The sequence below is a fragment of the Candidatus Hydrogenedens sp. genome, assembly GCA_035378955.1.
Lineage (GTDB): Bacteria > Hydrogenedentota > Hydrogenedentia > Hydrogenedentales > Hydrogenedentaceae > Hydrogenedens.
Genome location: DAOSUS010000043.1, coordinates 1 through 25,158, shown reverse-complemented (window position 1 = coordinate 25,158; position 25,158 = coordinate 1). Strand labels below are relative to the sequence as shown.

Below are 25,158 nucleotides of genomic sequence, written 5' to 3'. Positions count from 1 at the left end.
GGGCACGGGAGGCAAGTCGTCGGGCAAGTTGTCAGAACAATTTGAAACAATGGGGCACAATATTCAAAATGTATGCTAATGAATCCAAAGGGAATAAATACCCTCCTATTCAGATGGAAATTATGCCTCTGGATGATAGACCTAATCGGCAGGATTTGTTTATTGCATCAGGTCCAATGGTACGAATGATTTTCCCAGAATATCTAACAGACCCTTCGATAGTAATTTGTCCTTCGGATGCAGAAGATACGGTAGCCGATTTGAAGTTTAATGAAGACAGGGCTTATGCTCGCAAGGGAGAATGGAAAATTAGTCATTATTTGTGGGAAAAGGGTGCGGTAAACTCTATTGGAGCAAGTTATATATATTACGGTTGGATATTAGACCGCGTTGGGGGTAAACCTGATGAGTTGCGTATATTGGGTGAGATATCGGAAGTAGGTTCGATTATAAGCCTATTAGGGGGTGAACATCACATGGACCGTCTGGTACCTGTCCAATTTGTAATTGGTTCTTTTCAATTGGCTTCAAATAACCTTGATGCGGTGTCTGCTCTTTTGGACCCCTCAGCAGCGACGGAAATTGAAAAACAGGCTCTACTTAATGCCATAGAACAAGATATATCAGGATCTTATATGGCCATGTATCGATGTGGAAATGGAGGTGGCAATACGATATATCGATTGAGGGAAGGAATTGAACGATTTATGATTACGGATATAAATAATCCTGGGACAAGTGCTGTTTCGCAAAGTGAGATATTTGTAATGTTTGACCATATTGGGAATTATCAAGCAACTAAGATGTTTAATCATGTTCCTGGCGGATGTAATTCTCTGTATATGGATGGGCATGTAGAATTTATTCGTTATCCAAGCAAACCTCCTGCCGTTGAGGGAGTAGTAAATAGTATTATACTGATTTATTTCTAATCAGGACTTCGTTAAAAGTATTCCTTGCAAGTATAAGGAAGGGTTTTTACTCATTTTGAAAATATTCTGCTCTTCTTTCAGAATGGTTCCTTAAATATCATACAAACACATATAGGATAATAGTTGCTGAAATATTCGAAGAACAGAATGTTGAATAGATAATGTCTAAGCATTCCCTATTCCTTATAGTATAGTCATTCATCTTGTATGTTTAATGTTATTTAAACCATGGGATAGATATAGAAGGAAGGGAGGGAGCGTCATAGGGGTCGGTTGGGTCTGTGCCATAGTGGATTTCAAGCCAATCATTCACACCGTCGCCATCTGTATCTCGTTGTCCTGGATTTGTAATAAAGCCATAAGTTCCGCGAACTTCATCATAATCAGATATTCCATCGTTATCCGTATCTGTTTTGTTGGGGTCGGAAGTATAGCCAAACACACCATTAGTTTCGTCATAATCAGACAGCCCATCTCCATCTGTGTCTGTGTCATTATCCAGAATAGTGATTTCAAACATTTGATTTGTTGTATCGAAGCGTATGCATTGAGGATTGCGGAAGGTCATTCTTATGGTTTTGTCTGATTCTGTATGGGTATTGTCGAAAAAGGTTATTGTTATATTTGTCTGTGTAGCATTCGGTGCAAAAGATATTGGATTGGTCGAAATAGTAAAATCCGTTCCTTGCTGTGCATTGATAGTTTCTATTTCCAATTCCACTTCACTACCCGTAACCCGAGCAGGAGAACTTAACAAAACAAGTATTTGTTGTGTAGTATTTGCCTCTGTAACTGTAAGGGTTTGCTGATGAAAACGCACTTTGGGTTGTTCTAAATATTGCTGTGTAAAATTATAAGTAATATCAAACCGTCCGAAATAGTCCGGCTCATCCGGTGTGCTACAAGAAGCCCCTCCTCCCCATAATTGACCAATAATCTGCTGTGTGGAAGTGAGCATTAAAGGACTACCGGAAGAACCCGGCTCTGTTGTTCCCTGACTCCATTGTACTTCATGAAAAAAATTAGGAAAGAGATTGTTAATATTTGTTTTTGTTCCGAAACTAATTCGCTTATAACTACCTGAAGGATGATGAATATCCGTTACAGCGGTTCCAATAGAAGGAACCGTAGTTGTCCAACCGACATATACAGCCCCTTCCGGTGGCTCATTTCTCATTCGCAATAAAGTAAAATCATTACCCCCTCCATAAGAAGCACTCCCCCCCATTCCTGCAAGATAATCTGCCCCTCCTGTTGTTCGTGGAAGTGTAGATAAAGAAGGAGGAGTTCCATTACAGGAAGGGGTTTGATAAAACCAATAAAATTCGACAGAATCTCCACCACGAGTACCCGTTTGGGAGTTAACACAGTGGTTTGCCGTAAGGACATACGGTATTTGGCTACAAGGGTCGTTATCATTCAGCAAAGTCCCTGTGCAAAAGAGTGCATAAGGAGTCCCTACAATTCCCAAACCTGTTATCCCTTTACTTGTATTATACCAATCCGTATAGCAGGTAATATCCAGATTACAACTCCCTGCCTTCGCAAGTAAAGACATCGGGTCTTTGTATATTCCTATCACCTCATTAATTTTAAAAGCAACACCTTCAACGCTTTTATCCGAAGGAACCCAACAAACCACAGTTATACGGTCTGCAAAACATGTGGGTAACCAACCGTCCATCTTTTTTATCTCTCCCAGATAAAAAGGTCCCCATGTATCTTCGGGTGACTTTTTATCATTCACCACCCAGAAAAGGGCGTCTGAAACAGGGTCATCAAGTAAAGGTTCTATTCTCACACGAATACCTAAACTTTGTGGATAGTATATGTCTACCATCCAGAGCAAGGACGCATCAGGAAGCACTTGCCAGAAGCCTTCCGAACTCGTGAGACCTGTAACTTCAACCGATTTCGATAAAGATTGAACAATCCCTATACGATAAACACCTTTTTCCAAAGCAACAGTAGCGTCCTTCTCTTCTTGCAGTAATTTTTCCTTAGGAAGTGGAGGTAATGTAATACTTGTAGGTGGGGCGGTTGCTTTATTCAATAGTTGAAATACTTCTTCTTTCCTACGAGTAGATTTTTCTAACGGTGCAATGGCAATTGCAGGTTCAGAATAAGTAGATACTTCTCCGATGATTCTACCTAACTTTTTCTTTATACCCATACTTTCGATTTGTTCATCGGATAAAATCTGCTCATCCTTAAAATAAACCTCTGATACCTCACCTGTTTGAATATTCTCAAAAATAACCCCCTTCAAGAATATATTTGTTTCCTTCTGACTTCTTTCGGTCCATGTTTGTAAAATCTTAAACTTATCTGAAGTTTCCATTAATGCGGAATATGTAATGGATGTTGGAACTTCAGAAAAAGCCTTAGAAATTAGAATAAAGGATAAAAGGAAAGCCACAAATATCATTTTATTGTTCATTTTTCATTACCTATCAGCCAATATTTAATAGTTAAACAATCTTAACCCTGAATTTATTTTATCCTATTTTCATATTTTATTTTTTAACATTTGAATATCACAGGCATCCGTTTTACCGTCATTATTCAAATCGGTTCTCATTGTTGAATTAACACCCAAAACTGCATTCACCACAATATTTAAGTCATTATTATCAACTGTGCCGGAGCCATCTACATCAAAAATATTTGGGGGAACAAAAATGTAGGGTTCTATTAACGGATAACTTACATCAAATCGCCCATAATAATCCGGTTCATTCATTTTATCACAAAGGGCTTCTCCTCCCCAGAGTTGCCCAATAATTTGTTTCGTGTCCTCCCGAAACAAAGGACTTCCAGATGATCCTCCTTCTGTACTACTCAGTCTGTAAATAACCTCATGGTATCTATCCAGTGGACGCATGTTATTCCCATTATTTGAAGGGCTACCTGTATTTGTCTTATTCCCGAAAGAAATCCGTTTATAGGATCTACCTGGATGGTGTATCACAACAACACTTGTGTTCAAAGGAACAACTTCATTTGTAAACCCTAATTCTAAAACATTATCGGGTGGTGTATTTTTCATACGCAATAATGCCATATCTGTCCCATTACTTGTATCTGAACCTACAAGGAAATCTGCTCCCCCTGTTGTTTTAGGGACACTCGTTATAGATGGGACTGTACCATTACAATCTACCGTTTGATACATCCAGATAAACTCCAAAGTCTCCGCAGAAGATTGACTACCAACACAATGAAACGCAGTTAAAATTAATTGGGATATTCGTTCATTGTTTCCATCATTCAAAAGGCTACCCGTGCAAAAAATTACACTCGGCATTGCAACTCTTACTATGCCAACAACACCTCGGCTCAAAGTTTTCCAGGGCTCATAACACATGACATCTTCATAACAATTCCCAAGTTTTGCCAATTCTTCTATCGGGTCATTGTATAGATACGCATATTGGTCTACGGTTATAGGGACAGGATAAAAAGAGGAACTTTCTGGTAAAACATAAAATAAAGTAAGTTCAGATGAATATATCATAGGAGTCCAAACATCTTTATCACTTACTATGATAGGAATCATCTCATTATTCCCATCCTTTCCCATAACATAGAGTTGGTGCAAAGGAGGTAGTACATCGGAAAATACTAAATGAAGTTTTATCCCCATAGCATCCTCTGCAAAGAAATTTAACGAGCAAATAAAATAGCCGTTTGCCTTTTCCTGAGTAAAATAAATAGGGGATTTCGTTTCAAAAAGATTTATGGGTTCCTCTACTGGAATTACTTTCCCTATTTCCAATAGCCCCTTTTCCTGTTGATTATAATAACTCTCTGTTTCAAAAGAAGATGGAACAGGTAGATTAAAAGTATATTGAGAAGGCTTTAATTGTAAATTATTCATCGGAAGAGATAACCCCTTCGTTTTTTCCCTTTTATACGATTTCTTTGGCATATCTTCCGTTGGAACATCCACAATATTGGGACTCCAATTCTTAGTAGTTAAATTGAACTCTCCTATCATATTTGTATCCAACTTATTCCCCTGCTCATCAAAATAGACCTCTTTTTCTTCCCCCGTTTTAATATCATTCATCAGAATACCATATACATACCCTCTTTTTGTATATTCAACCCATTGCAGTTTTACATGGTAATTGTTTAAGGGATAACCTGCATGTTCCAACCATTGAATAGTATCTGTTGAAACAATATCTTCCTGACTTGAACATACAGATGAACTTACAAAAAATAAAAACAAATAAATAAAAAACAATCTATTCATCATCGTCTACAGCAACAACTCCAATCTCTACATTTTAAATCAAATGCTATTTTCCTATACTATAAGTTTACCTGAAAATAAATATTTTTGACGAATAATCATCTTAAAAAATAAAAAAAACTATTACATAATGTGTAATAGGGTTTTACTATGAAAACAATTCAATGCTTAATTTTGCTACTTTTCGCTTATTACAATAGTGCTTTTTCTTCAGATATTTCAAGGCAGTGCGTTAATCTCAACATATCTCAAAAAAATGACATCCTTAATATGGATGTAACCTTACCAAACAGCGAAAATATCGGTCCCTATATATGCCTGAATAATACAATTGAGGACACACAAGTAATTCGAGAACTTCAAATATCTTTTGACAGTAACTTTACTCATTCGGAATTTATAAAGAATAAAAAATATAAAAATATAAGGACTATCGAAAATTTATATTTTAAGGTTATATCATGGGATGAAGAAATAGAGTCCTCCGCTGGGAAAGAATCATGGGAATATTATTCCGTCCTATTAAAACCCCCCAATCAGGTTCTTCTCTGGGCTGAAAGTGAAACAGAGATAAAATCCTGCAAATTACAGAGAATAGATACCACTCATCACAATATTTCTATGATAGAGGAAAAAAGCTCTCTATTATTTAAAACCGACGCCCAAATACAATCATCACTAACGCCTATATATCCTGTAACCGTTGAAAAAAAAGAGGATACCGACAATATATCTTTTCACTTTACCAAATCATCAAACTTTACCCCAAATATTTTTGGACTTCTTATAGCAACAGGAACAAAACCTATCCCCTTCATTCAATTATCTCCATCAGATATAGGACCAGAACAGGGGGTTTTAATAAATATCGTAGCCAATGATCCATCAACACACTCTTATAATGTTTTCCTTGCATCGGGTGATACTGTAACCTCTTATAATAAGAAAAGATTTGAACTCTGGGGAAAGTCCTGCATAATAGAACTGGAAAAAGGGGTATACAACATATTAGGTTTTATTGATACCCATGCATTCACATACAAAGATAAATTTAATCAATGGAGTATTGCTTTTTATTCACCAATAAATGGATATCTACAATTAAATGGGAAAATAAATAGATTGTTTAATTCTTTTTTATACGGGGATACTATAAACAGGGTTTCTCGAATTAAAGGGCTATGTAAAATCGAAAATTACGATTACTTTACTTTTGATATACCCTCATGTATTGAAAGCAGAATCCCTATCCCGGAACAAATAATTTTAGAAATTCCAAGCTCCGACAAAAAATAAGCGGATCTTTTATGAAGCCCACCACTTTATAACTACAAAGCCACCAATAAGTAAAACAGTAAACGCCACAACACACCAATCAAACCAACGGTCAATAAAATTCCGTATCTTTTCACCAAAAATAAATATCAAACTACTGACAAGGAAAAATCGGGCAGACCTTCCTATCATGGAAGCGATAAGAAACATAGGAAAATTAATCGTACACACACCCGCTGCAATAGTTATAACTTTGTAAGGAATCGGTGTAAAAGCAGCAACAAAAACTATCCAGAAATTATAATTTTCATAAAGATTTTTTACATGCTCAAAGGCTTCCGGTGTAAAACCAGGAACATAACTAAAAAAGAAATCTTGAACTACCAACCACACGCTATAACCAATTAAATAACCAAATACACCCCCAATAACTGAACCTATGGCACATAAAGACGCAAACCAAAAAGATTTCAACCGATTCCCTATACAAAGGGCAATTAGCAAAACATCCGGTGGAATAGGGAAAAAACTCGACTCAGCAAAGGCTAATAAAAATAGTGCCACTGCTCCGTAAGGACTTTCTGCCCAACTCAAAACCCAGTCATACAACTTTCGTAACAATCTCATTAAAAACAGCCCTCATAAAGAAAATGTTAAGAATTAGAGCTCGATACGGGGGTCATAGAAATACGATAGGGCAGAATGATTAGTAAAATCCCTCTGGAGTGGTGTAATACTAATTTGATTCTGCTCAATAGCCTCAAAATCAGTCCCCGGTTCCTGAATATGAGTTGGTTGTGCTCCCCCAATCCAATAATAAATTTGCCCACGCGGGTCATACCGCTTAATTATCTCATCCTGATAATTCCTCCGTCCCATTTTCGTTATTGCTACTCCCTTTAATTCTGAATAGGGTAGATCAGGAACATTTACATTTAACATCGTTTCCGCAGGAAGACCATATTTTAAAATATAACGAGATAACTTCACGGCAAAAATTCCTGCAGATTCAAAATGTTCCGGTTCGTGACTAACAACAGAAATTGAAAACGATGGAACCCCCAACAACATACCTTCAAAAGCGCCCGCAACGGTCCCTGAATAGGTAACATCATCACCGAGATTTGCCCCCGCATTTATCCCGGCAATAATCAAAGAAGGCTTTACACCTAATAAATCTCGGACGGCTAACATTATACAATCTGTTGGCGTTCCATCTACCATGTGCCACCTCTCTTTTATCGGCGTTACCCGCAAAGGTTTTCGTAATGATACGCCGTGTCCAACGGCACTCTGCTCACGGTCAGGAGCAAAAACATAAACATCTCCAATACTTTCCATTATCTCCGATAAATGCGCTAATCCTTTCGCATGAATTCCATCATCATTGGTCAATAAAATTATAGGTCTTGGCATGATACTTACCTTTATTTAAAAATTATATTGTAATTAAAAGGAACTAAATCACCGAATAGTAGATAATAATATAACACAAAACAAACTATAAAATCAAATTTAACCTACAAAAAATTAATTATAAAATAATAATAATTTGTTTTTTAAATAAAACAAAATAATTATAGTTAACAAACAAAATTTTATTTGCATTATTATTATATTTAAAATAGGGAATTTTTTATATCTAAACATTGTTAATTTCCATACGAAATTGAAACAAATATTTAGTTATATGGTATAATAAAGTAGGAGACAGTATTTATAGATTTTCTAAAATATTTTAGGTTTATTAGGATTTTAGTAATGAAGTTATTATTTGTAGATGATGATTTAAATGTGATTAGTATATTTAAGAAATGGGCATCGATTAAAGGTTTTGATGCAAAATTTGCATATAACGGATTAGAAGTTCTTGAACTGACAGAAAAAGAGAAATTTGACATTATTCTAATGGATATAGATATGCCCATACTTGACGGTATCACAACGGCAGAAAAACTACAAAAATTGGCTCCCCAGACAAAAGTTCTCATTTTAACAGGTTTACATCCCGAACACCATCAAAAATTGCCTCAAAATATTGTAGATATTTTGCTCAAACCCATTTCGTTATCCGAATTAAGTAAAAAATTATTTCTTGTAATAAATACTCAAAACATATAAAATTATATATTATCCACTGTTTTTTTCTCTATCCCTCCCTTCTAAATGTTTTAAAACATCACTATATTTGTGCAACAAAATATGAATTTGACTTTTATTAATTCGTTGTCTTATGTTATTTATATAAAAAATATTGTTATGAAAAAAATGTAAAATCGTTGCGTATATAAAATATTTAAAGTAAGGATTATAACGCTTTAATATAGATATGTAAAAAATAATCACTATTAAACCTTAAGAAAGGGTATGCGTTCATGGCAGACGCAAAAAAAGACTCAACAACAAAGGAAAAATTTACTACTCTTAAACAGTCAAAAAAATCGGATGTAGATAGTAAAAAAAGAGGAAGACCTAAAAAAGAGGAGATGTCAACAGCGATGAAAGCACAACCTATGAAAAGAAAAAGAGGAAGACCCCCTGCAGAAAAAGATACAGGGACATCAACCGAAGTAAAACAAGAAAGTAAAGGTCGTGGTCGTGGAGAGAAAATGCTATCACGCGAATTTTTATTTGATTTAGTCATGTTTATTAAAGAAGCCGTTGAACCTGTTGCACGCTCACTTAAAGGCAAAGATATTGTTCATGTAGCACCAACAGGAGACCCAACTTTTGCGATAGACCAGGTTGCAGAAAAAGCCCTGTTATCTTTTTTGCGAGCATCAAAACAACCCATTGCTTATTACTCAGAAGATACGGGGTATTCCACTTATGCACGTGTCCCTAAATATTTATTAATTGTTGACCCTATTGATGGAACACGGGCTGCTAAAAATGGCTTTGAATGGTGCACTATTTCCGTTGCAAGCACCCGTGTTATTGAACGACCTACTTATAAAGACCTTGATAATGCCTGTATCGCAGAAGTAATGAGCGACCGTATTTTCTATGCTGAACGAGGCGAAGGGACATTCATCATTAGTAGCGATGCAAAAAAGCGTCCAAAACTCTCAAACAATACAGACATTGAAACATTAAACTGGTCATTAACTATCCCCGGAAGACCCGCTTACCTTATCTTTAATACAGCAGGTAAATTAATTGACCTTAGTAGTTTACGGGGCGGTTTCTTCGCTTGCAATAGTAGTTCCTTCAGTTTAACTCGATTAGTCACGGGACAATTAGACGCGTGTGTAGATATTTCAGTTCGATTTTTCAAAGAGTTTCCAGAAGGGACACGGGATATGTTCTTAAAATCCGGAAAAGGCTCTATTATTGGACCGGCTCCTTATGATTTATGTCCCGCTTTATTAGTAGCCGAGGAAGCAGGTTGTGTATTTACAAACACAGAAGGAGATAATTTCGATAATGTATTGCTTTTAGATACACATCCAGAGAATTATCAAACACTTATTGCCGCTTCTAACTCTGAATTACATGATTACTTATTAGAATTCTTTAATGAACGCATTGAACAAGTAATCAATGTGTTAAGGAAAAAGAAAACATCCAGTTAATAGCAACCTCTAAATAAATAGAAATAAAAAATAAGTAAATTTTCTAAACAAAGAATTATGTAAGTTTTGTCTCCACACTTACTAAATTAATAGATAAAAGAAGTAGAAAGCAGTATACCACCACAATAATGGTAGAAAAGAAAACTTCTCCTGTAGAAACAAGGAAAGTATTCGTGATATAAAATGGAACTATAGATTTTATTTGTAAATAGACGAACAAACAACAGAGCGTTAAGGTTTTCTTCTCCAAACATATTGGAGATATAATTCAGAATTTGGTATAATAAAGGGCAACATAGGTACATTGGGGAGATAAATAAGTAAAAAAATACAGAAGAAAGGTTATTATGTTTACAGCCCAAAGGTTAGAAAAAATACCACCTTATCTTTTTATGACTTTACGAAACAAGATTAATGAGGCAAAAGCCCGTGGAGTAAAGGTCATCAGTTTAGCCATTGGGGACCCTGTTGACCCAACACCAACACCCGTTATTGATGAACTTTGTAGAACCGCCTATGACCCGGAAAATCATCGCTATCCCACAGATGAAGAATGGGGTATGCAGGCACTGCGTAAAGCCATTGCAAACTGGTATCATCGTCGTTACGGGGTTACATTAGATTACAGCAAGGAGATTGTGGCTCTTATTGGTTCAAAAGAAGGTTGTCATCATTTTGCACTGGCAGTAGTTGACCCAGGCGATAAAGTGCTAGTAACAGACCCGGGATATCCCGGTTATAAACCCAGCATTTGGTTCGCTGGTGGAGAACCTGTTCCTGTTCCTGCCACAGCAAAAACAAATTTCCTCCCCGCTTTAGCAGATATTCCTACAGAAATTGCAAAACAAGCAAAGGCTTTTTACTTAAATTATCCCAATAATCCCACAGGTGCCATCGCAACAAAAAAATTTTTGAACGAATTAGTAGAGTTTTGCAAATCATGGAATATTGCGGTTTGTTACGACAATCCTTATAGTGAGGTCGTTTTTGAAGGGGAACGGTTAAGTTTCCTTTCCGCGGAAGGGGCAAAAGATATTGGCGTTGAACTTAATTCGTTATCAAAGCCTTTCAATATGACAGGCTGGAGGATTGGAATGGCATGTGGGAATGCGGAAATTGTAAAAGGAATTGCAACCGTCAAAGCAAATACCGATTCTGGTATCTTCAATGCTATTCAATATGCAGGAATTAAAGCATTAAATGAATGTGATGATTTCACAGAAAAAATGTTACAAATCTATCGCCACCGTAGGGAAAAGTTATTGTCCGCATTAAAACAATTAAACTGGGAAATACCCGCAAGTAAAGGAACATTTTATCTCTGGGCACCTGTCCCCTCGGGCTTTACTTCGGCACAATTTTGTGAATTTATTTTTGAAAAATGTGCCATTGTTCTGGCTCCGGGTAGTGCTTATGGACAATACGGAGAAGGCTATGTCCGTTTTTCTCTTACCGTTAAGGAAGAGCAACTTGACGAAGCTATAGAACGGTTATTGCAACATTTGAAGGATGTTTCGTTTAATAATAAATAATTAGCGTTCAAAACGATACCATCGTTTTGTTTATATAAATTGTTAATGAAAATGACGACTATATATTATATACAATAAGGTAGTAAGTATTATGCCTGTTTTTGGTAAAGAAATTCCTGAATCACAAATATGTATTATTCGTAAAAAAACAATGAAATACGATGTGCTGAATACACTCATTGACACAATGAAACAAAATCCAGCCATCACCAATCACGAAGCTTTTAAAAAAGCCGTGTTTGACCGAGAGGAAATTACAAGCACAGGAATAGGTAGTGGTATTGCTATTCCCCATGTCCGTATGGATGAGGTAAAAGAAATTTCCATTGCCATAGCGATTGTTCCGGAAGGTGTTGACTTCGATTCAATTGACAATCAACCTGTTCATCTGGTCGTATTATTTGCCACGCCCAAAAATAAAGATAAAGAATATCTCCAATTAGTAGCCAAAGTTATGCAATCTCTTAGAAACGAGGATTTTTATCAACGCCTTATAAAATGTCAGTCTCCTCACCAAGTAGCACTTTGCTTAAATACCTAATAAACAAAATTATTATTACAACATTCGACTCATAAACTGATTGATAATATCCTCAATATTTTCATTAGAAATATCATACTGCTTGATAACTCGTTCCACAACAGCCCGTTTTTTTATATCCATTCTTTCTGAAAGATTATCAAAAAGCCCCATGCGCCTACCTACTTGAAATATTAGTTTTTCATGGCTTGGTAGATTTAGAAACTCATTCAGAATAGTTATCATTTTCCCCTTGTCTTCTGGAAATCTTCCTTCAAGTTCAGGTAGTAAATTGAGTATATGGTCACTTTTAATTATAGAAGTTATCCCATCAAGATGTTCAATAAAACATAACAATTCATGAACAATTTCTTCATCAGTGCATTTCTTAAAATTACCTGACTTCCATTCCTCATAGAGAGGTGTATTTGATGGAATGGCTAAAGTTCGTAAGCGAATGAATGTGGGATTGATTTTATTCAGGGCATCAGCAGTTTCAATAGCATGCTCCTCCCATAATTCTTTTCCTCCTAATCCCGGCATATAGTATTCTGATAACTCAATACCTGCATTCATTACCTTCTGTCCTGCTTCTATATGTTGTTCTTTGGTTACTCCTTTTTTCATAAATTTCAAAACTTTATCCGAACCCGATTCTAATCCGATATGAATTCTATTTAATCCCTGCTCTCTCAACTGTTTCATTTCTTCAAGTGATTTTTTATATATCGTTTGTGATCGTGCATAACTTGTAATCCGCTGGATAGATGGGAAACATTGCGTAAGTTTATTCAAAACCAATAACAATTTTTCCGTAGGAAGCACAAGAGAGTTTGCATCTTGTAAAAATACAGAACGCATACCCGTAGCATACCAATTAACGGCAGAAATAAACGCCTGCAAGTCAATCCCCATATCCTGTAAAACTCGATTTAATGTCATCTCGTCAATGGCATATATCTCCCCTCCAAACCTCAAATGGATTAGTGATATACTCCGTGCTATTTGCTCTATATCTCTCAAAACATGCTCCAAAGGACGAATTGAAAAATGGCTCCCTTTATAAACAGGACAAAACGCACACCGATTCCATGGACAATTTCTCGTTATACGGATAAGCAAACTAAATGCCTCACTCGGAGGACGAATAGGTCCTTGTTCAAAACCTCGATATGCTTCTTCCGGTTCTTTATTCATTTCAATCCTTTACTTAGATACCTTCTTTTCAGGACTTTCAACGAAAAGATTAACAAAAATATTTCCATAAATTCATACTAACGACACACTTACCTTTTTAACCTTTCTCCCCTTATTTTTGCTATACTTCTAATTTATCTTTGGGGACAAACAAATTTAGGAGTTAAGTATGGCAAAAATTATAGGTTACGGTAATGAACAAGAATTGCCCGACGGTTCGCCTATAATTCACGCATGTGAAAAATTAGGTGTCCCTTTTGGTTGTCGTGCAGGACAGTGTGGAACATGTATTATTACTATTGAAGACGGGATGGAAAACTTAGAACCCAAAAACTTTTTAGAAGAGGATATGGGATTAGCCGATAACCAACGATTAGCATGCCAGACTCGAATTCGTTCTGGCATAGTAGTCATCAGTTGGTAATAAATTTCTTGATAACCATTTACTATTTCCGCCAATTTTCTACCAAAGTCTTTTTACTCTTACCTGCCCCATCTGTCCCATCCGTCTCACGCCTCCCATCCGTCCCATCCCCCCATTTGTCCCATCTGTCTCACACCTCCCATCCGTTCCATCCCCCCATTTATCCCATCTGTCTCACACCTCCCATCCGTCCCATCCCCTTATGTGTCCCATCTGTCTCACACCTCCCATCCGTTCCATCCCCCCATTTGTCCCATCCGTCTCACACCTCCCATCCGTCCCATCCCCTTATGTGTCCCATCTGTCTCACACCTCCTATCCGTTCCATCCCCCTTATGTGTCCCATCTGTCTCACACCTCCCATCCGTTCCATCCCCCATTTGTCCCATCTGTCTCACACCTCCCATCCGTTCCATCCCCCATTTGTCCCATCCGTCCCATCTCCTCATCTGTCCCATCTGTCTCACACCTTCCATCCGTCCCATCCCCTCATCTGTCCCATTTGTCCCATCCGTCCCATGTGTCCCATGTGTCCCATTTTCCCCACAACTTCAGACTTACTTCATAGTTTCAGTTCTGTCCTCTCTTACTTCCCCTGTTTTTTCGTCTATAGAACAACAATTTCGTCTATAAAAATCAACAAACAAATCTGGAAGCCGTTTAAATATCGAATTCCCATTCAAATAATAAAATACAACAATTGTAAGCAAAAACAACCAGAAAAAAACCTTCATAGATAGCAGTGTATAAATAATATTCCTATATTGGGGAATGTTTTTATAAAGGTCAAAATCGGGACGAAGTGGTAAGAAAGCAACAAAAGCCATCAATCCAATCTGAACCGCCTTCATTACACTTTCCAACCGCGATAAGGAAAGTTCTTTACAACGACAATAAATAAAATACATATAATAAGTAGTCAACATAAATGTAATTATCCATGGCGAGTTTACCATTGCCTTCCACACGGTAACACCACTTATAACCCTAAGGAAATTAAATGTATCCTCAGGAGATGCTCCTAACGCAAAAAAGAAATACCATAACAATATATTTAATAGACGAAAAATAATTTCTATCACTTACAACTTCCTTTTCCTTATTTCTGAAAATAAAAACCTATTTCGATATAAAAGCGTTATAATATAATAATATCTGGTCTCTGTATTATAGAATTAAAGGGAAACAAAATGTCTAATCGAAGAGAAAATATTTTTATAAAGTATTACAACAAAAGAATAAATATCCCTGTTTATATATTACTCGTTCTTATTTTTTTAGCGATTACTTTAGGTGCCAAGTCTGAGAAAGAGAATCAACCTTTTGTTGTTATCTGTCCTGCTACGGGGATGGTTGACGATGGGATGAAGGTCATCATTAAAAGGGCCATATCCATAGCCAATAAAGGGGCAAAAGGTTTTATATTAGAGGTAGATACCCCCGGTGGTCTTGTGGATGCTGCTGTAGACATAACGAACCTATTGCTGGAAGCCCAATGCCCAACTGTAGCGTATATCCATGGGATGGGTGCTATTTCTGCTGGAGCATTGATTTCTTACGCATGTAAACACATCGTTATGGCACCGGGTTCTAATATCGGGGCTTCTGCTCCTATTATTATGGGAGAAGCCCAACCTTCGGAAGAATTTAACGAAAAAACGAAATCCTATCTCCGTTCCCGTTATCGTTCGCTGGCGGAAGTAAATGGACATGACCCTCTTCTGGCAGAAGCAATGGTAGATTCAAAAATAGAGGTGTGGGGCATACACACTCCGACAAACACCTTCCAATTCTTCCGCACCGAAGAAGAAGCAAAATCGGCTCTGCAAAAATATAATATCAACAACAACTCCGATGGTAATTCACAAACACAAAAGTCGCCTAATCCAAATGACATAGTTAGATTACCTGACTTCATCATTTTTGCTTCCTATAAACCTTTCCATTCAAATACAGGGGAAAGATATAATATTACAAATACAGATGACGCCTCTCAAAAATCTCTGCCTTCCCCTTCCCCAAATATCAAAAAAATCTGCAAAGAAGGAGAACTGCTTACTCTAACATCCAAGGAAGCCTTAGACTATGGACTTGCCTGCACCTCTGTTGAAAATATGGATGAATTGCTCAAATACTTCCACTGGGAAAATTGTGAAAGAATTCAGATTGAGCCGACATGGGGAGAACGATTATTCAAATTTTTAGTAAACCCTATCGTAGCAGGATTATTGCTTTTGCTGGGAATAGGGGGTTTATATATGGAAATGAAAACTCCGGGATTTGGACTACCTGGCACCATTGGTCTTATATGTTTGGTTTTATTTTTTGGAGCACATCTTGTTATCGGTCTTGCTAACTGGGCTGACCTTTTATTACTTATTACAGGTCTAATTCTTTTAGGTATAGAAATTTTCATAATCCCTGGCTTCGGGTTTACCGGAATAGCCGGTTTAATCTGCATTATCTTTGGGATATATCTTTCCCTAACCCGAGTAGCCGTACCGGAATATCCATGGGACTTCGCTCGTCTCAATCAAGCAGGACAAACCCTTACCATTACTCTTATTTCCTTTCTCATATTAGCCTGGTTACTATGGAAATACCTTCCGAATTCCCAGTATTTTCAAAGACTCATGTTATCACATGCAGAAAACACAGAAACGGGATATGTTGTTCAAAGCACTAACGACATGCAAAAATGGATTAATTCCGTAGGGATAACAGAAACTGTCTTGCGTCCCGCAGGAAAAGGGAGGTTTAAAGGAATTTCGTTGGATGTGGTATCCGTAGGTGATTATATTGAAGCAGGGACTAAAGTTCGTATTATCGAGGTTCAGGGAAATAGATATGTCGTTATACCCGAAAAAGAAGATAAGGAAGTAAAATCATGAATGAATTAAAAATTATCGTGCCGATGTTGAAACAATTGCTAAAAGAAATGGAGATAGTATCTTCACAGGGCTCGGGATATTATACCTGTGTTCCTTTCCTGAGAAGATATAACAAATTATTACAGGAGGCACAACGAATTTTTTCACAATCAAATACAGTATCCGTAATCAACACTTTCGAGGTGCTACCTGAAACAGACCCTAAAGACCCCAGCGAAAAAAGCAAAGTTCTGTTAAGTATACGGGTTGAAACATCGCAGTTAATAACCTTACTCGAAACTGTTATCCAGCAGGAGGAAAACAAAAAATGATATGGTGGGTTCTCTTATTATTTCTAAGTGGTGTCATTTTAATTCTGGCAGAGTTTATTGTTCCCGGTGGAATTTGTGGAACATTCGGATTTTTTATGTTATTGGCAAGCACAGCCCTCGGAGGATATTATTACCCGGATTATTTGATATACATCATTATTTTTGAATTTTTAGGTTTTGTCGGCTCTATTGGTGCAGGATTCTATTTAATAACAAAAACTTCAGCAGGGCAAAAATTAGTAATGTCCGAAAGCCAAACTGTGGATAAAGGTTATGTGAGTATTCAATTTGACCCTTCGCTGGTTGGAAAAACAGGAAAGGTAATTTCACCTTTAAGACCTGCAGGCATTATAGAGGTAGAAGGGAAAAGAGTAGATGCCGTATCTTCAGGTATGTTTATTGAGTTAGGAACTATTGTTAAAATCATTGATATACAAGGTCCGCGTATCGTCGTTGAAGAATATAAAGATACTGAAAATCTATAACAATAATGTATAATAAAATGAACAAATAACAAAAACAACTTAATAAAAAAGGAAGCTAACTATGTTTAATCCGATAATTGCTGTGTTTTTACTTATTGTAGTGGTAATTGCCCTTATTTTTGTGGCAGTAGTGGTATCTTTCTTCCGCTTATGGATACGAGCCGCATTATCAAAAGCACATGTGTCCATCTGGAGTTTAATTGGTATGACTTTACGAAAGGTCAATCCACAGGTTATTGTGGATAGCCGCATCATGGCTGTAAAAGCTGGGCTAAATATAACCACAGATGAACTCGAAACGCATTATCTTGCTGGCGGAAATGTTCTCCGTGTCGTTCAGGCTCTTATTGCGGCCAATAAAGCCAATATACCATTAACTTTCCAGAAAGCAACCGCTATAGACCTTGCAGGTCGCGATGTTCTGGAAGCCGTAAAGACTTCCGTCCGCCCCAAAGTAATTGATTGTCCTGACCCCACAAAAGGACCTCCTACCGTTGCCGCCGTGGCTATGGACGGAATTCAATTAAAAGCCAAAGCCCGTGTTACTGTTCGTACCAATATTGAAAGATTGGTCGGCGGTGCTTCCGAAGAAACCATTATCGCTCGTGTCGGTGAAGGTATTGTTACGACCATTGGTTCCGCACCTACTCATAAAAAAGTACTTGAAAATCCCGATTCTATATCAAAAACAGTCCTTGCTCGTGGATTAGATGCAGGAACTGCATTTGAAATTCTATCCATTGATATTGCAGATGTAGATGTAGGTGAGAATATTGGAGCACAACTTCAAATCGCACAAGCAGAAGCGGATAAACAAATTGCTCAGGCACGAGCCGAAGAAAGAAGGGCTATGGCTTTAGCACGCGAAGCGGAAATGCAAGCTTTAGTTGTAGAGATGCGTTCAAAAGTTGTCGAAGCAGAAGCAGAAATTCCCAAAGCCATTGCAGAAGCATTTCGAAGTGGAAATCTCGGTATTATGGACTATTATCGTATGAAAAACATTCTCGCCGATACCGATATGAGAGATGCTATTTCCAAATTAGCCCCTTCTCAATCACCGACGCAACCCAAAGGTCCTGAAAAACCTGCTCCTCAATCCTGAGAATGCTATAGAAATAAAAAAGGTAATTAGATATGAAATTTGATGACCTATTTGGTTTAATACTTTTCTTAGGGATAATTATCATTTCCACCATATTCCGTATGTTCAAGGAAATGAAGCAAAAGGAAGCAGAGGGTCTGCCCAAATCCTCTCCATTACCTACGGAAAGGAAATTTAAAGAACCTGAAAGGAACCTCCCGAAACGGAAAATAGTAATCCGTAAAGTAACCGAACCCACTTTCCCTGCACCTCCCGTTTTCATCCCTTCTCCTGAGCCCGTTGAATCAAAAGAAGATATGTTTGAAGAAATGGAAGAAGGGGGAAAATCGGTCTTAACCCAATTGGATAAAAAGGACTATCAAGAACCTCTGCGTAGAGAGAACCCTCCTGTTATTATCCCCAAAAAAGAAACAGCAAAAATCAGTATTGCTCCAAAGTTACAGACACAAGAAGAACCATCTTCTATACCAAGGATACAGAAAGTAGCATTTTCTGCTCCTATGACACGGGTATCTACTATTTCACAACAATATGCCACAATTTCCTTAAAAGGGAACATAGAAAATATTCCAAAACTACAATGGGCTTTTATCATGATGGAAGTTTTAAATCCGCCCAAAGCACTACGAGATGAATAGGGTTATTTAGATTGTCTTAAAGACATTGCGTCTTGTTTCGATTCCATTCGCATCAATGTTATGAGATTGGGTTTTCCATCAAGTATTGTAATGCGGAAAGGTCCTGCCATAAGCACTTCTCCCTTCTGGGGTATTCTCTGAGCGGTTTTTATTAACCATCCCCCGATTGTTTCTACTTCCTCATCAACTAAATCTATACCTGTCATTTCCCGAAATTCTTCAAGGGAGGTCCGAGCCCGAACTATATAATCACCAGGACCCATTTGTCGGACAGGCAGTTCCTCCTGGTCATGTTCATCGCGAATTTCTCCAAAAATTTCTTCCAAAATATCTTCGAGTGTAATCAGCCCTGCAGTTCCACCATATTCATCTACTACTATCGCCATGGTCTGATGTTGTTGCCTCATCTGCTTAAGAATTTCATCCAGCGGTGTAGCATCAGTAATAAACAAAACCGGACGAAGAAAACGCCTTATATCTTGATTTTCCCTATCTCTATCTTTAATCAAGTCAAATGCTTTTATAATTCCTATAATATGGTCTATGTTTTCTTCATAAACCGGTATACGCGTATAACGAGTTTCACGAAATACTTTTATTACCTCATCACGACTGGCATCGTTTGCTACGGCACAAATATCAATACGGGGAACCATAATTTCCTTGGCTACTTTCTGTTGCAAATCGAAAACGGAATGAATTAGGTCCCGTTCTTCTTCATGAATACCTCCATGTTCTGTCCCTTGTTCTACCAGTCTCTTCATATCTTCAGGAGAACGCATGAGCGATTTGAGCGAAACAAACCAATGATTGGAACCCAAAGTTTTTGAATAAAACCACACAATCGGGATAGAAAGAGGTTTGAACAGAAAATCAAAAACTACAATCACAGGAACAAAGAAATGACATAAGGCATTGGAATGAACACGGAAAATGGTCTTCGGCAATATTTCTCCAAAATATAAAATTACACCTGTCGCAATTAACAAAGATAGAAAGGGTTCCCCTATTAATTCTGTTAGGGCAATGGATGCGATAACAATCGAAAAATTAGTTCCTAATAACAACACAATAAGTAATTGGTCAGGACTATGTAGATACTGAAGTAATATATAAGCTCTTCGCGAATTACCTTTTTCAGACAGATTTTTAACGCGTATAGGATTTAACGAAATAAATCCCGTTTCATATCCCGCAAAAAAGGCGGCAAAAAGAACTCCACCTATAAATAGGATAAATAATTCTAAGGGTGATGGACTCATTTCCCTTCTCCTCCTCCATTTTCTTCTTCAACAGAAGTTTCTTGGGGTTTCTCCATTTTTAATCTTACCCGAGCGATTCGTTTTCCATCCATTTTTTCTACTGTAAATTGTAAAGAACCTACAAGAAGTATATCTCCCTGTTTCATCAGATTCTCATTTTGTTTCAACAAATATCCAGCAATAGTCGTGTGTTCCGGGTCATCCAGAGAAACATGTATTAATTCCTCCAAATCAGATATAGGCATTTTCCCATCTAACAGGTATTCATCTTCACTAATTTTCGTGTATAAAATCTCTTCCTCACTTTCATCATCCGATATTTCTCCAACAACAGCACTCAAAGCATCATGCAAGGTAACCAGACCTGCTGTTCCACCGTATTCATCTACCACAATAGCAAGGTGTGTATTCAATTTTTGTGCTGTCTTGATAGATTCAGAAATAGCCATCGTATCCGGAATGAAATGGGCTTTTCTTCCTATCGGTTTGATAGGTTGTTTCCACAATTTTCTCTCTACATAATCCAACAAATCTTTTGCATACAGAATACCTACGATATGGTCCAGATTTTCGTGATAGATAGGCATTCGAGAATATTCATGCTCACAAAAGATTTCCCATGCCTCTTCAACAGTTGCATCATCCGGAATAGCTATAATTTCTATTCTTGGTACAAGTATCCTTTTTACCGGCTCATCACGAAACTCCAATATTCCCCGTATCATCTTTCGTTCATCTTCTGCAATAACATCCGATAACCCTTCCTCTTGAACCAGAATCTTTAACTCGTCGTCCGTAACCCATGGAGATGGAGGAATAGAACTAAATCGGGTAATACGGAAAGTAAAACCAATAGATGAAAGCAGTAATTGACGAATGGGCGTAAACAATGTATGAATGATATACACAAGAATAACCACAGAACGGGCATAACTTTCCACATACCGCGAGGCCAACAATTTAGGGGTTACCTCTCCTCCAAAAATAAGTATAAAAGTAGAAGCAAGACAAGCCAGCGTATAGGAAATCAACGGTGAGGCTATTGAAGTAGGCAACAACTGGGTAATGATATATTCCTCTAAACGACTCCCAAAAGCAATACTTAACCCAATATTCACAATGGCATTTCCCATCAGAATCGAGGTAAGCAAATCCGAAGGGGATTCCATTAATCGAGCAATTAATTTATCACGAAAATAGGAGCTCTTCTGCATAGATTTTAATTGCGTTCCTCGAATAGCAAAGAAAGCCATCTCCGTAGCAGAAAAGAACGCAGAAGCACAAAGCAGACATAAAGCAAGTATCAAGATGTGTAATGGGAAATAGTCTGCTAATTTTTCTTGTAAATTAACTTGAACGGCATAACTTACATTTTGATACAGGAATAAGAAAAACAATGTAAGACTAAATAGGAGTAGATATAATAAATATTTAAATCTACAGATACCCTCTATACGAAATACTTTGTTCGTCTTCTTTTTTTTGTAGTTTTTTCTGTCTATATCCATTTCAGTTTATTATATCGTTTATCTTCCTTTTTTTTCTATTTTTTGGGGATATTTAATCCATGCAGATTTTATATCAATATCCAGATACTTTGCCTGTTTTTCCATCATCTCTTTCCGTTGTGGAACGGTATCATGGACATAACCCAATAGGTGCAAAAAAGCATGACAAAATAGCAAATATATTTCCTGCTTTGCTTTTTCAGGATTATCTAAATATTTATTAAAAACAGTTTCGAGAGAGATAACAATTTCACCGAGAAATTGAACCTCTCCAGAAGGAAAATTTTTAGGTACAGAGAAGGAAAGGACATCTGTAGGTTTATTCTTTTTGCGATATATTCTATTAAGGTTTTTAATAAATTCATCATCACAAAACACAAGGCTCAATTCATAATCCTTTTTCTCAAAGCCTTCTCCATCCAAAATTTTCTCTGCAATCTTTTTCAATCGTATCGGACTATAGACTTTCTTATACAAAGACAGGTTTACTGTTTTAATATGAATCATTCTCTTATTCCCCCAATATTTTCGGATTATCGGATAGGACTTCCGATTCTTCCCGCAATTTATTCTGTTGAATCATGGTAGAGACATGTTCTTCTTCAATTTGAGTACTGGGGTAGGAAGGACGAAGATGTAGTAAGGAAGACAATAGGCGTGAGACTTCTTCGATTATTATATTCAACTGACGAAGTGTTAAATCGCACTCATCAAACTGCCCGTCATTGGCTCGTTCTGTTACAATACGGTCTACCATCTGGCGAATTCGTTCCGGATTGGGATTTTTAAGGGAACGGACAGCCGACTCGGAAGCATCACAAATCATGATAATTGCATATTCCGGCTTTTGAGGTTTAGGACCGGGATAACGGTAATCCTGTTCGTTTACATCACCGAACTTTTGTTGTTCTAAAGCCAGTTGATAAAAGTAACACATACGAAAAGTCCCATGATGCTGTGCTATGGCTTCTATAATCGGTTTCGGTAGACGATATTCCTGAGCCAACTTGATGCCTTCGGTCACATGCGAAAGGATAATACGGACGCTATTCCTTGGCGAAATAGTGTCATGAATATTATTTCCATTCTGATTCTCGTAAAAATATTCCGAACGATTCATTTTTCCAATATCATGATAGTAAGCACAAACACGAGCAAGTAAGCCATTGGCTTCTATGGCATCTGCCGCAGATTCTGCTAATTGCCCCAGTATAAGACTATGGGAATAGGTTGCCGGTGCTTGAACTGCCAGCTTTTTAAGAATGGCATTATTCAGGTCGGAATATTCCAACAACTGGAAGTCGGTTACAATACCGAACAACCGTTCTAAAAATGGAAGTATTCCCGGAACAAATAAAATACATAAACTTCCATTGATTCCCAGAAGGAACAACCTTCGAACGGTAGTCTCACTGATTAATGTATCCGTAGTTAATGTAATTGCCAGAAGGGCAAGAAAACCTACAATAATCCCATTTAACGATGCAGATGTTATATCCCTCCTTTTACGGACACGATAAATGGAGAAAATAGCCCCCATCGTCATGGCAAGGTCAAAAACAAGCAATCTCCAATCATAACGAAACAGAACCGACAACAATATACATGTAATAAAAGAAAGGAAAGCCGATAATCGCATTTGCACCAATATAGCGAATAATACGCCAACAATAGTTACCGGAACAGCAAACCCTGTGGTATCAAAATACTGCATTCCCCGACCTAAAATAAGAATTCCTACCACAAGAAGTAATGCAAGATACCATATCGTTTCAATAGAGGGTTCGCCTTTGTGCTCCCATAGGCAAATAGCACGATAAAGACTTACAAAAGCCAGTGAAGCCAGTATCAAATGAGCCACAAAAGAAAAAATCCAGTGCGGTGTTTTACCCTGACTTTGCTCTAACAGTTTTAAGTATGTTTTTGCGTCAGAACGGGATTCCAAGGTCCATCGCTTCCCTCGCTCTTGAATAATTTCTCCTGCAGCAATTTCTTTCATAATAGGATTGATGGACTCGGCAGTCCGTTCTCGAGCAATTTCAGTTGTTACCGGGTCATATTGCAATGTTTCTATAACAAGGTCGCTAACTGTGTATAAAATGGCTTCATATATCTTGACCCAATCAAATGATGTCATATCTTGTTTGGTTATTTTACGAACCTCTTCTTGGATACGAGGTTTTAACTTTTCTTCTATGGCTTGTTTAACATCCGGTATCGTTCGCAATTCAACCTCTTCACTGGTCTTCTGGTCAGAATTGAGATTCTCTCTAACCACAATTACCTTCAACCCTGCCGCTTGTTGCTCTTTATTTGAGATTACCCCTTCCTTTAGCACATAACTAAGACTATCTTCTGCAATTTTTTGCATAGCATTGAATAACTGAAATGAAGGACTTGCCGTTGCAGGTATTCCATCACTTGGGATAATAGGATTTAGTCCACTGGTTAGGGCACTTGTTCTATTTCGAATTTCTGTTTCAATATCGGCAAGAACCCACGCCACCAATTTTTCGCTTTCAATATCTTGACTCCATTGAAAAGAGGGATAAAATTTATCAAATTCGTTCTGGGCATAGGAAAAGACCTGTGACACATCGAACAGGTCTGGACTTTTCTTTTGTTGAAAATAATTATCTAATATTCGTGTCCGTATTTCCTGAATCTGTGAGATTCTATGTCGAAGGCTTTGAATCTGTTCCTGCACTTTCTCCTGTGCAACACGATAATGAGGCGGGACTTTCGTCCGTGCTTGATTCTTGGCTTCTCGTGTCGCTTTAACATCTTCTGTCTGGAAACTAAAATCTGCCCGAAGTTCCTGCTGGGCTACAATTTCACGGTCTACCTCTTCCGGTGTCAAAGTCTCACGATTTATATTAGTAGTAATAAGAAAAGCAGAGATAACAATGGCACCTATTCCTGTCAAAAGGATACGGATATTGAGGATTCGTTGCCTTTGAAATCCTTGCATTTCGGAAATTATTTTCGATGACGGGAACCCAATTTTTCGCTGGGTTCCGGTATTTTCGCTCATGGCTTATGCTCACTCCGTCTTTCATCCGACTGGGGAGATACGGCATCGGAATTGTCTAATCTACGATGAGACTCGTATGCGTCAATAATTCTCTGTACTAAGGGATGGCGAACTACATCGCGTTTGGTTAAGTGGACAATACCTATTCCGGGAATCCCTTCAAGAATTCGATGACTTTCCACCAGTCCGGATGTTTTCCCTTTTGGCAAAT

The 25,158-nt window shown here is 37.6% G+C and carries 24 protein-coding genes; 12 read left to right on the top strand and 12 right to left on the bottom strand.

From position 1 onward, the window contains the following. A partial coding sequence (locus PLA12_09540) for a DUF1559 domain-containing protein (protein ID HOQ32743.1) occupies positions 1-932 on the top strand: 932 nt, incomplete at its 5' end. Positions 933-1,149: 217 nt separating this feature from the next. Here PLA12_09540 and PLA12_09535 read toward each other — a convergent pair. Next, complete coding sequence (locus PLA12_09535) at positions 1,150-3,372, bottom strand: Calx-beta domain-containing protein (GenBank protein ID HOQ32742.1); 2,223 nt, start codon at positions 3,370-3,372, stop codon at positions 1,150-1,152. Positions 3,373-3,441: 69 nt separating this feature from the next. Further along, a complete protein-coding gene (locus PLA12_09530; protein HOQ32741.1) occupies positions 3,442-5,193 on the bottom strand; it encodes a trypsin-like peptidase domain-containing protein in 1,752 nt (583 codons plus the stop codon). 150 nt (positions 5,194-5,343) lie between these two features. Here PLA12_09530 and PLA12_09525 point away from each other — a divergent pair, with 150 nt between their 5' ends. Then, entirely contained in the window at positions 5,344-6,489 is a 1,146-nt protein-coding gene (locus PLA12_09525) for a hypothetical protein (protein ID HOQ32740.1), read from the top strand. A 9-nt stretch (positions 6,490-6,498) separates the two neighbouring features. Here PLA12_09525 and PLA12_09520 read toward each other — a convergent pair whose 3' ends face one another. Beyond that, positions 6,499-7,095: a YqaA family protein gene (locus PLA12_09520; GenBank protein ID HOQ32739.1), complete on the bottom strand. Its 597-nt coding sequence runs from the start codon at positions 7,093-7,095 to the stop codon at positions 6,499-6,501. Positions 7,096-7,128: 33 nt separating this feature from the next. After that, positions 7,129-7,884, bottom strand: a complete 756-nt coding sequence (gene surE / locus PLA12_09515; protein HOQ32738.1) for a 5'/3'-nucleotidase SurE — start codon at positions 7,882-7,884, stop codon at positions 7,129-7,131. Positions 7,885-8,229: 345 nt separating this feature from the next. On the opposite strand from surE, the gene PLA12_09510 reads away from it, so the two are divergent. The 4 genes from PLA12_09510 (at position 8,230) to PLA12_09495 (ending at position 12,116) form a co-directional block, all read left to right on the top strand. Continuing rightward, on the top strand, positions 8,230-8,589 hold the full coding sequence (locus tag PLA12_09510) for a response regulator (protein ID HOQ32737.1): 360 nt from the start codon (positions 8,230-8,232) through the stop codon (positions 8,587-8,589). Between the two features lie 254 nt (positions 8,590-8,843). Then, complete coding sequence (locus PLA12_09505; GenBank protein ID HOQ32736.1) at positions 8,844-10,043, top strand: inositol monophosphatase family protein; 1,200 nt, start codon at positions 8,844-8,846, stop codon at positions 10,041-10,043. A gap of 347 nt (positions 10,044-10,390) precedes the next feature. Next, a complete protein-coding gene (locus PLA12_09500) occupies positions 10,391-11,575 on the top strand; it encodes an LL-diaminopimelate aminotransferase (protein HOQ32735.1) in 1,185 nt (394 codons plus the stop codon). 91 nt (positions 11,576-11,666) lie between these two features. Further along, on the top strand, positions 11,667-12,116 hold the full coding sequence (locus tag PLA12_09495) for a fructose PTS transporter subunit IIA (protein HOQ32734.1): 450 nt from the start codon (positions 11,667-11,669) through the stop codon (positions 12,114-12,116). Between the two features lie 15 nt (positions 12,117-12,131). Here PLA12_09495 and PLA12_09490 read toward each other — a convergent pair whose 3' ends face one another. After that, positions 12,132-13,292 (bottom strand): radical SAM protein, encoded by a 1,161-nt coding sequence (locus tag PLA12_09490; GenBank protein HOQ32733.1) that lies wholly within the window; start codon positions 13,290-13,292, stop codon positions 12,132-12,134. Positions 13,293-13,461: 169 nt separating this feature from the next. On the opposite strand from PLA12_09490, the gene PLA12_09485 reads away from it, so the two are divergent. Next, positions 13,462-13,716 (top strand): 2Fe-2S iron-sulfur cluster-binding protein, encoded by a 255-nt coding sequence (locus PLA12_09485; protein HOQ32732.1) that lies wholly within the window; start codon positions 13,462-13,464, stop codon positions 13,714-13,716. Positions 13,717-13,934: 218 nt separating this feature from the next. On the opposite strand, the gene PLA12_09480 is transcribed toward PLA12_09485, so the two are convergent. After that, positions 13,935-14,192, bottom strand: a complete 258-nt coding sequence (locus PLA12_09480; GenBank protein ID HOQ32731.1) for a hypothetical protein — start codon at positions 14,190-14,192, stop codon at positions 13,935-13,937. Between the two features lie 81 nt (positions 14,193-14,273). Then, positions 14,274-14,798: a hypothetical protein gene (locus PLA12_09475; GenBank protein ID HOQ32730.1), complete on the bottom strand. Its 525-nt coding sequence runs from the start codon at positions 14,796-14,798 to the stop codon at positions 14,274-14,276. A gap of 108 nt (positions 14,799-14,906) precedes the next feature. Between PLA12_09475 and PLA12_09470 the strand changes: the two genes are divergently transcribed. The 5 genes from PLA12_09470 (at position 14,907) to PLA12_09450 (ending at position 19,143) form a co-directional block, all read left to right on the top strand. Beyond that, a complete protein-coding gene (locus PLA12_09470) occupies positions 14,907-16,607 on the top strand; it encodes an NfeD family protein (protein HOQ32729.1) in 1,701 nt (566 codons plus the stop codon). Then, complete coding sequence (locus tag PLA12_09465) at positions 16,604-16,918, top strand: hypothetical protein (protein HOQ32728.1); 315 nt, start codon at positions 16,604-16,606, stop codon at positions 16,916-16,918. The genes PLA12_09470 and PLA12_09465 overlap by 4 nt, the downstream gene beginning before the upstream one ends. Continuing rightward, on the top strand, positions 16,915-17,403 hold the full coding sequence (locus PLA12_09460; GenBank protein ID HOQ32727.1) for an NfeD family protein: 489 nt from the start codon (positions 16,915-16,917) through the stop codon (positions 17,401-17,403). Before PLA12_09465 ends, PLA12_09460 begins: the two co-directional genes overlap by 4 nt. A gap of 61 nt (positions 17,404-17,464) precedes the next feature. Continuing rightward, positions 17,465-18,505: a flotillin-like protein FloA gene (floA, locus tag PLA12_09455; GenBank protein HOQ32726.1), complete on the top strand. Its 1,041-nt coding sequence runs from the start codon at positions 17,465-17,467 to the stop codon at positions 18,503-18,505. A gap of 32 nt (positions 18,506-18,537) precedes the next feature. After that, positions 18,538-19,143: a hypothetical protein gene (locus PLA12_09450; protein ID HOQ32725.1), complete on the top strand. Its 606-nt coding sequence runs from the start codon at positions 18,538-18,540 to the stop codon at positions 19,141-19,143. A gap of 2 nt (positions 19,144-19,145) precedes the next feature. Here the strand turns inward: PLA12_09450 and PLA12_09445 are convergent, their stop codons facing one another. The 5 genes from PLA12_09445 to PLA12_09425 all read right to left on the bottom strand — a co-directional run. Next, positions 19,146-20,405, bottom strand: a complete 1,260-nt coding sequence (locus tag PLA12_09445; protein ID HOQ32724.1) for a hemolysin family protein — start codon at positions 20,403-20,405, stop codon at positions 19,146-19,148. Beyond that, positions 20,402-21,913: a hemolysin family protein gene (locus PLA12_09440; GenBank protein ID HOQ32723.1), complete on the bottom strand. Its 1,512-nt coding sequence runs from the start codon at positions 21,911-21,913 to the stop codon at positions 20,402-20,404. The genes PLA12_09445 and PLA12_09440 overlap by 4 nt, the downstream gene beginning before the upstream one ends. Before the next feature lie 18 nt (positions 21,914-21,931). Continuing rightward, positions 21,932-22,420, bottom strand: a complete 489-nt coding sequence (ybeY, locus tag PLA12_09435) for an rRNA maturation RNase YbeY (GenBank protein HOQ32722.1) — start codon at positions 22,418-22,420, stop codon at positions 21,932-21,934. 4 nt (positions 22,421-22,424) lie between these two features. Further along, complete coding sequence (locus PLA12_09430) at positions 22,425-24,947, bottom strand: HDIG domain-containing protein (GenBank protein HOQ32721.1); 2,523 nt, start codon at positions 24,945-24,947, stop codon at positions 22,425-22,427. Then, positions 24,944-25,158: PhoH family protein (locus tag PLA12_09425; protein ID HOQ32720.1), on the bottom strand; the 215-nt coding region annotated here is incomplete at its 5' end. The genes PLA12_09425 and PLA12_09430, both read right to left, overlap by 4 nt.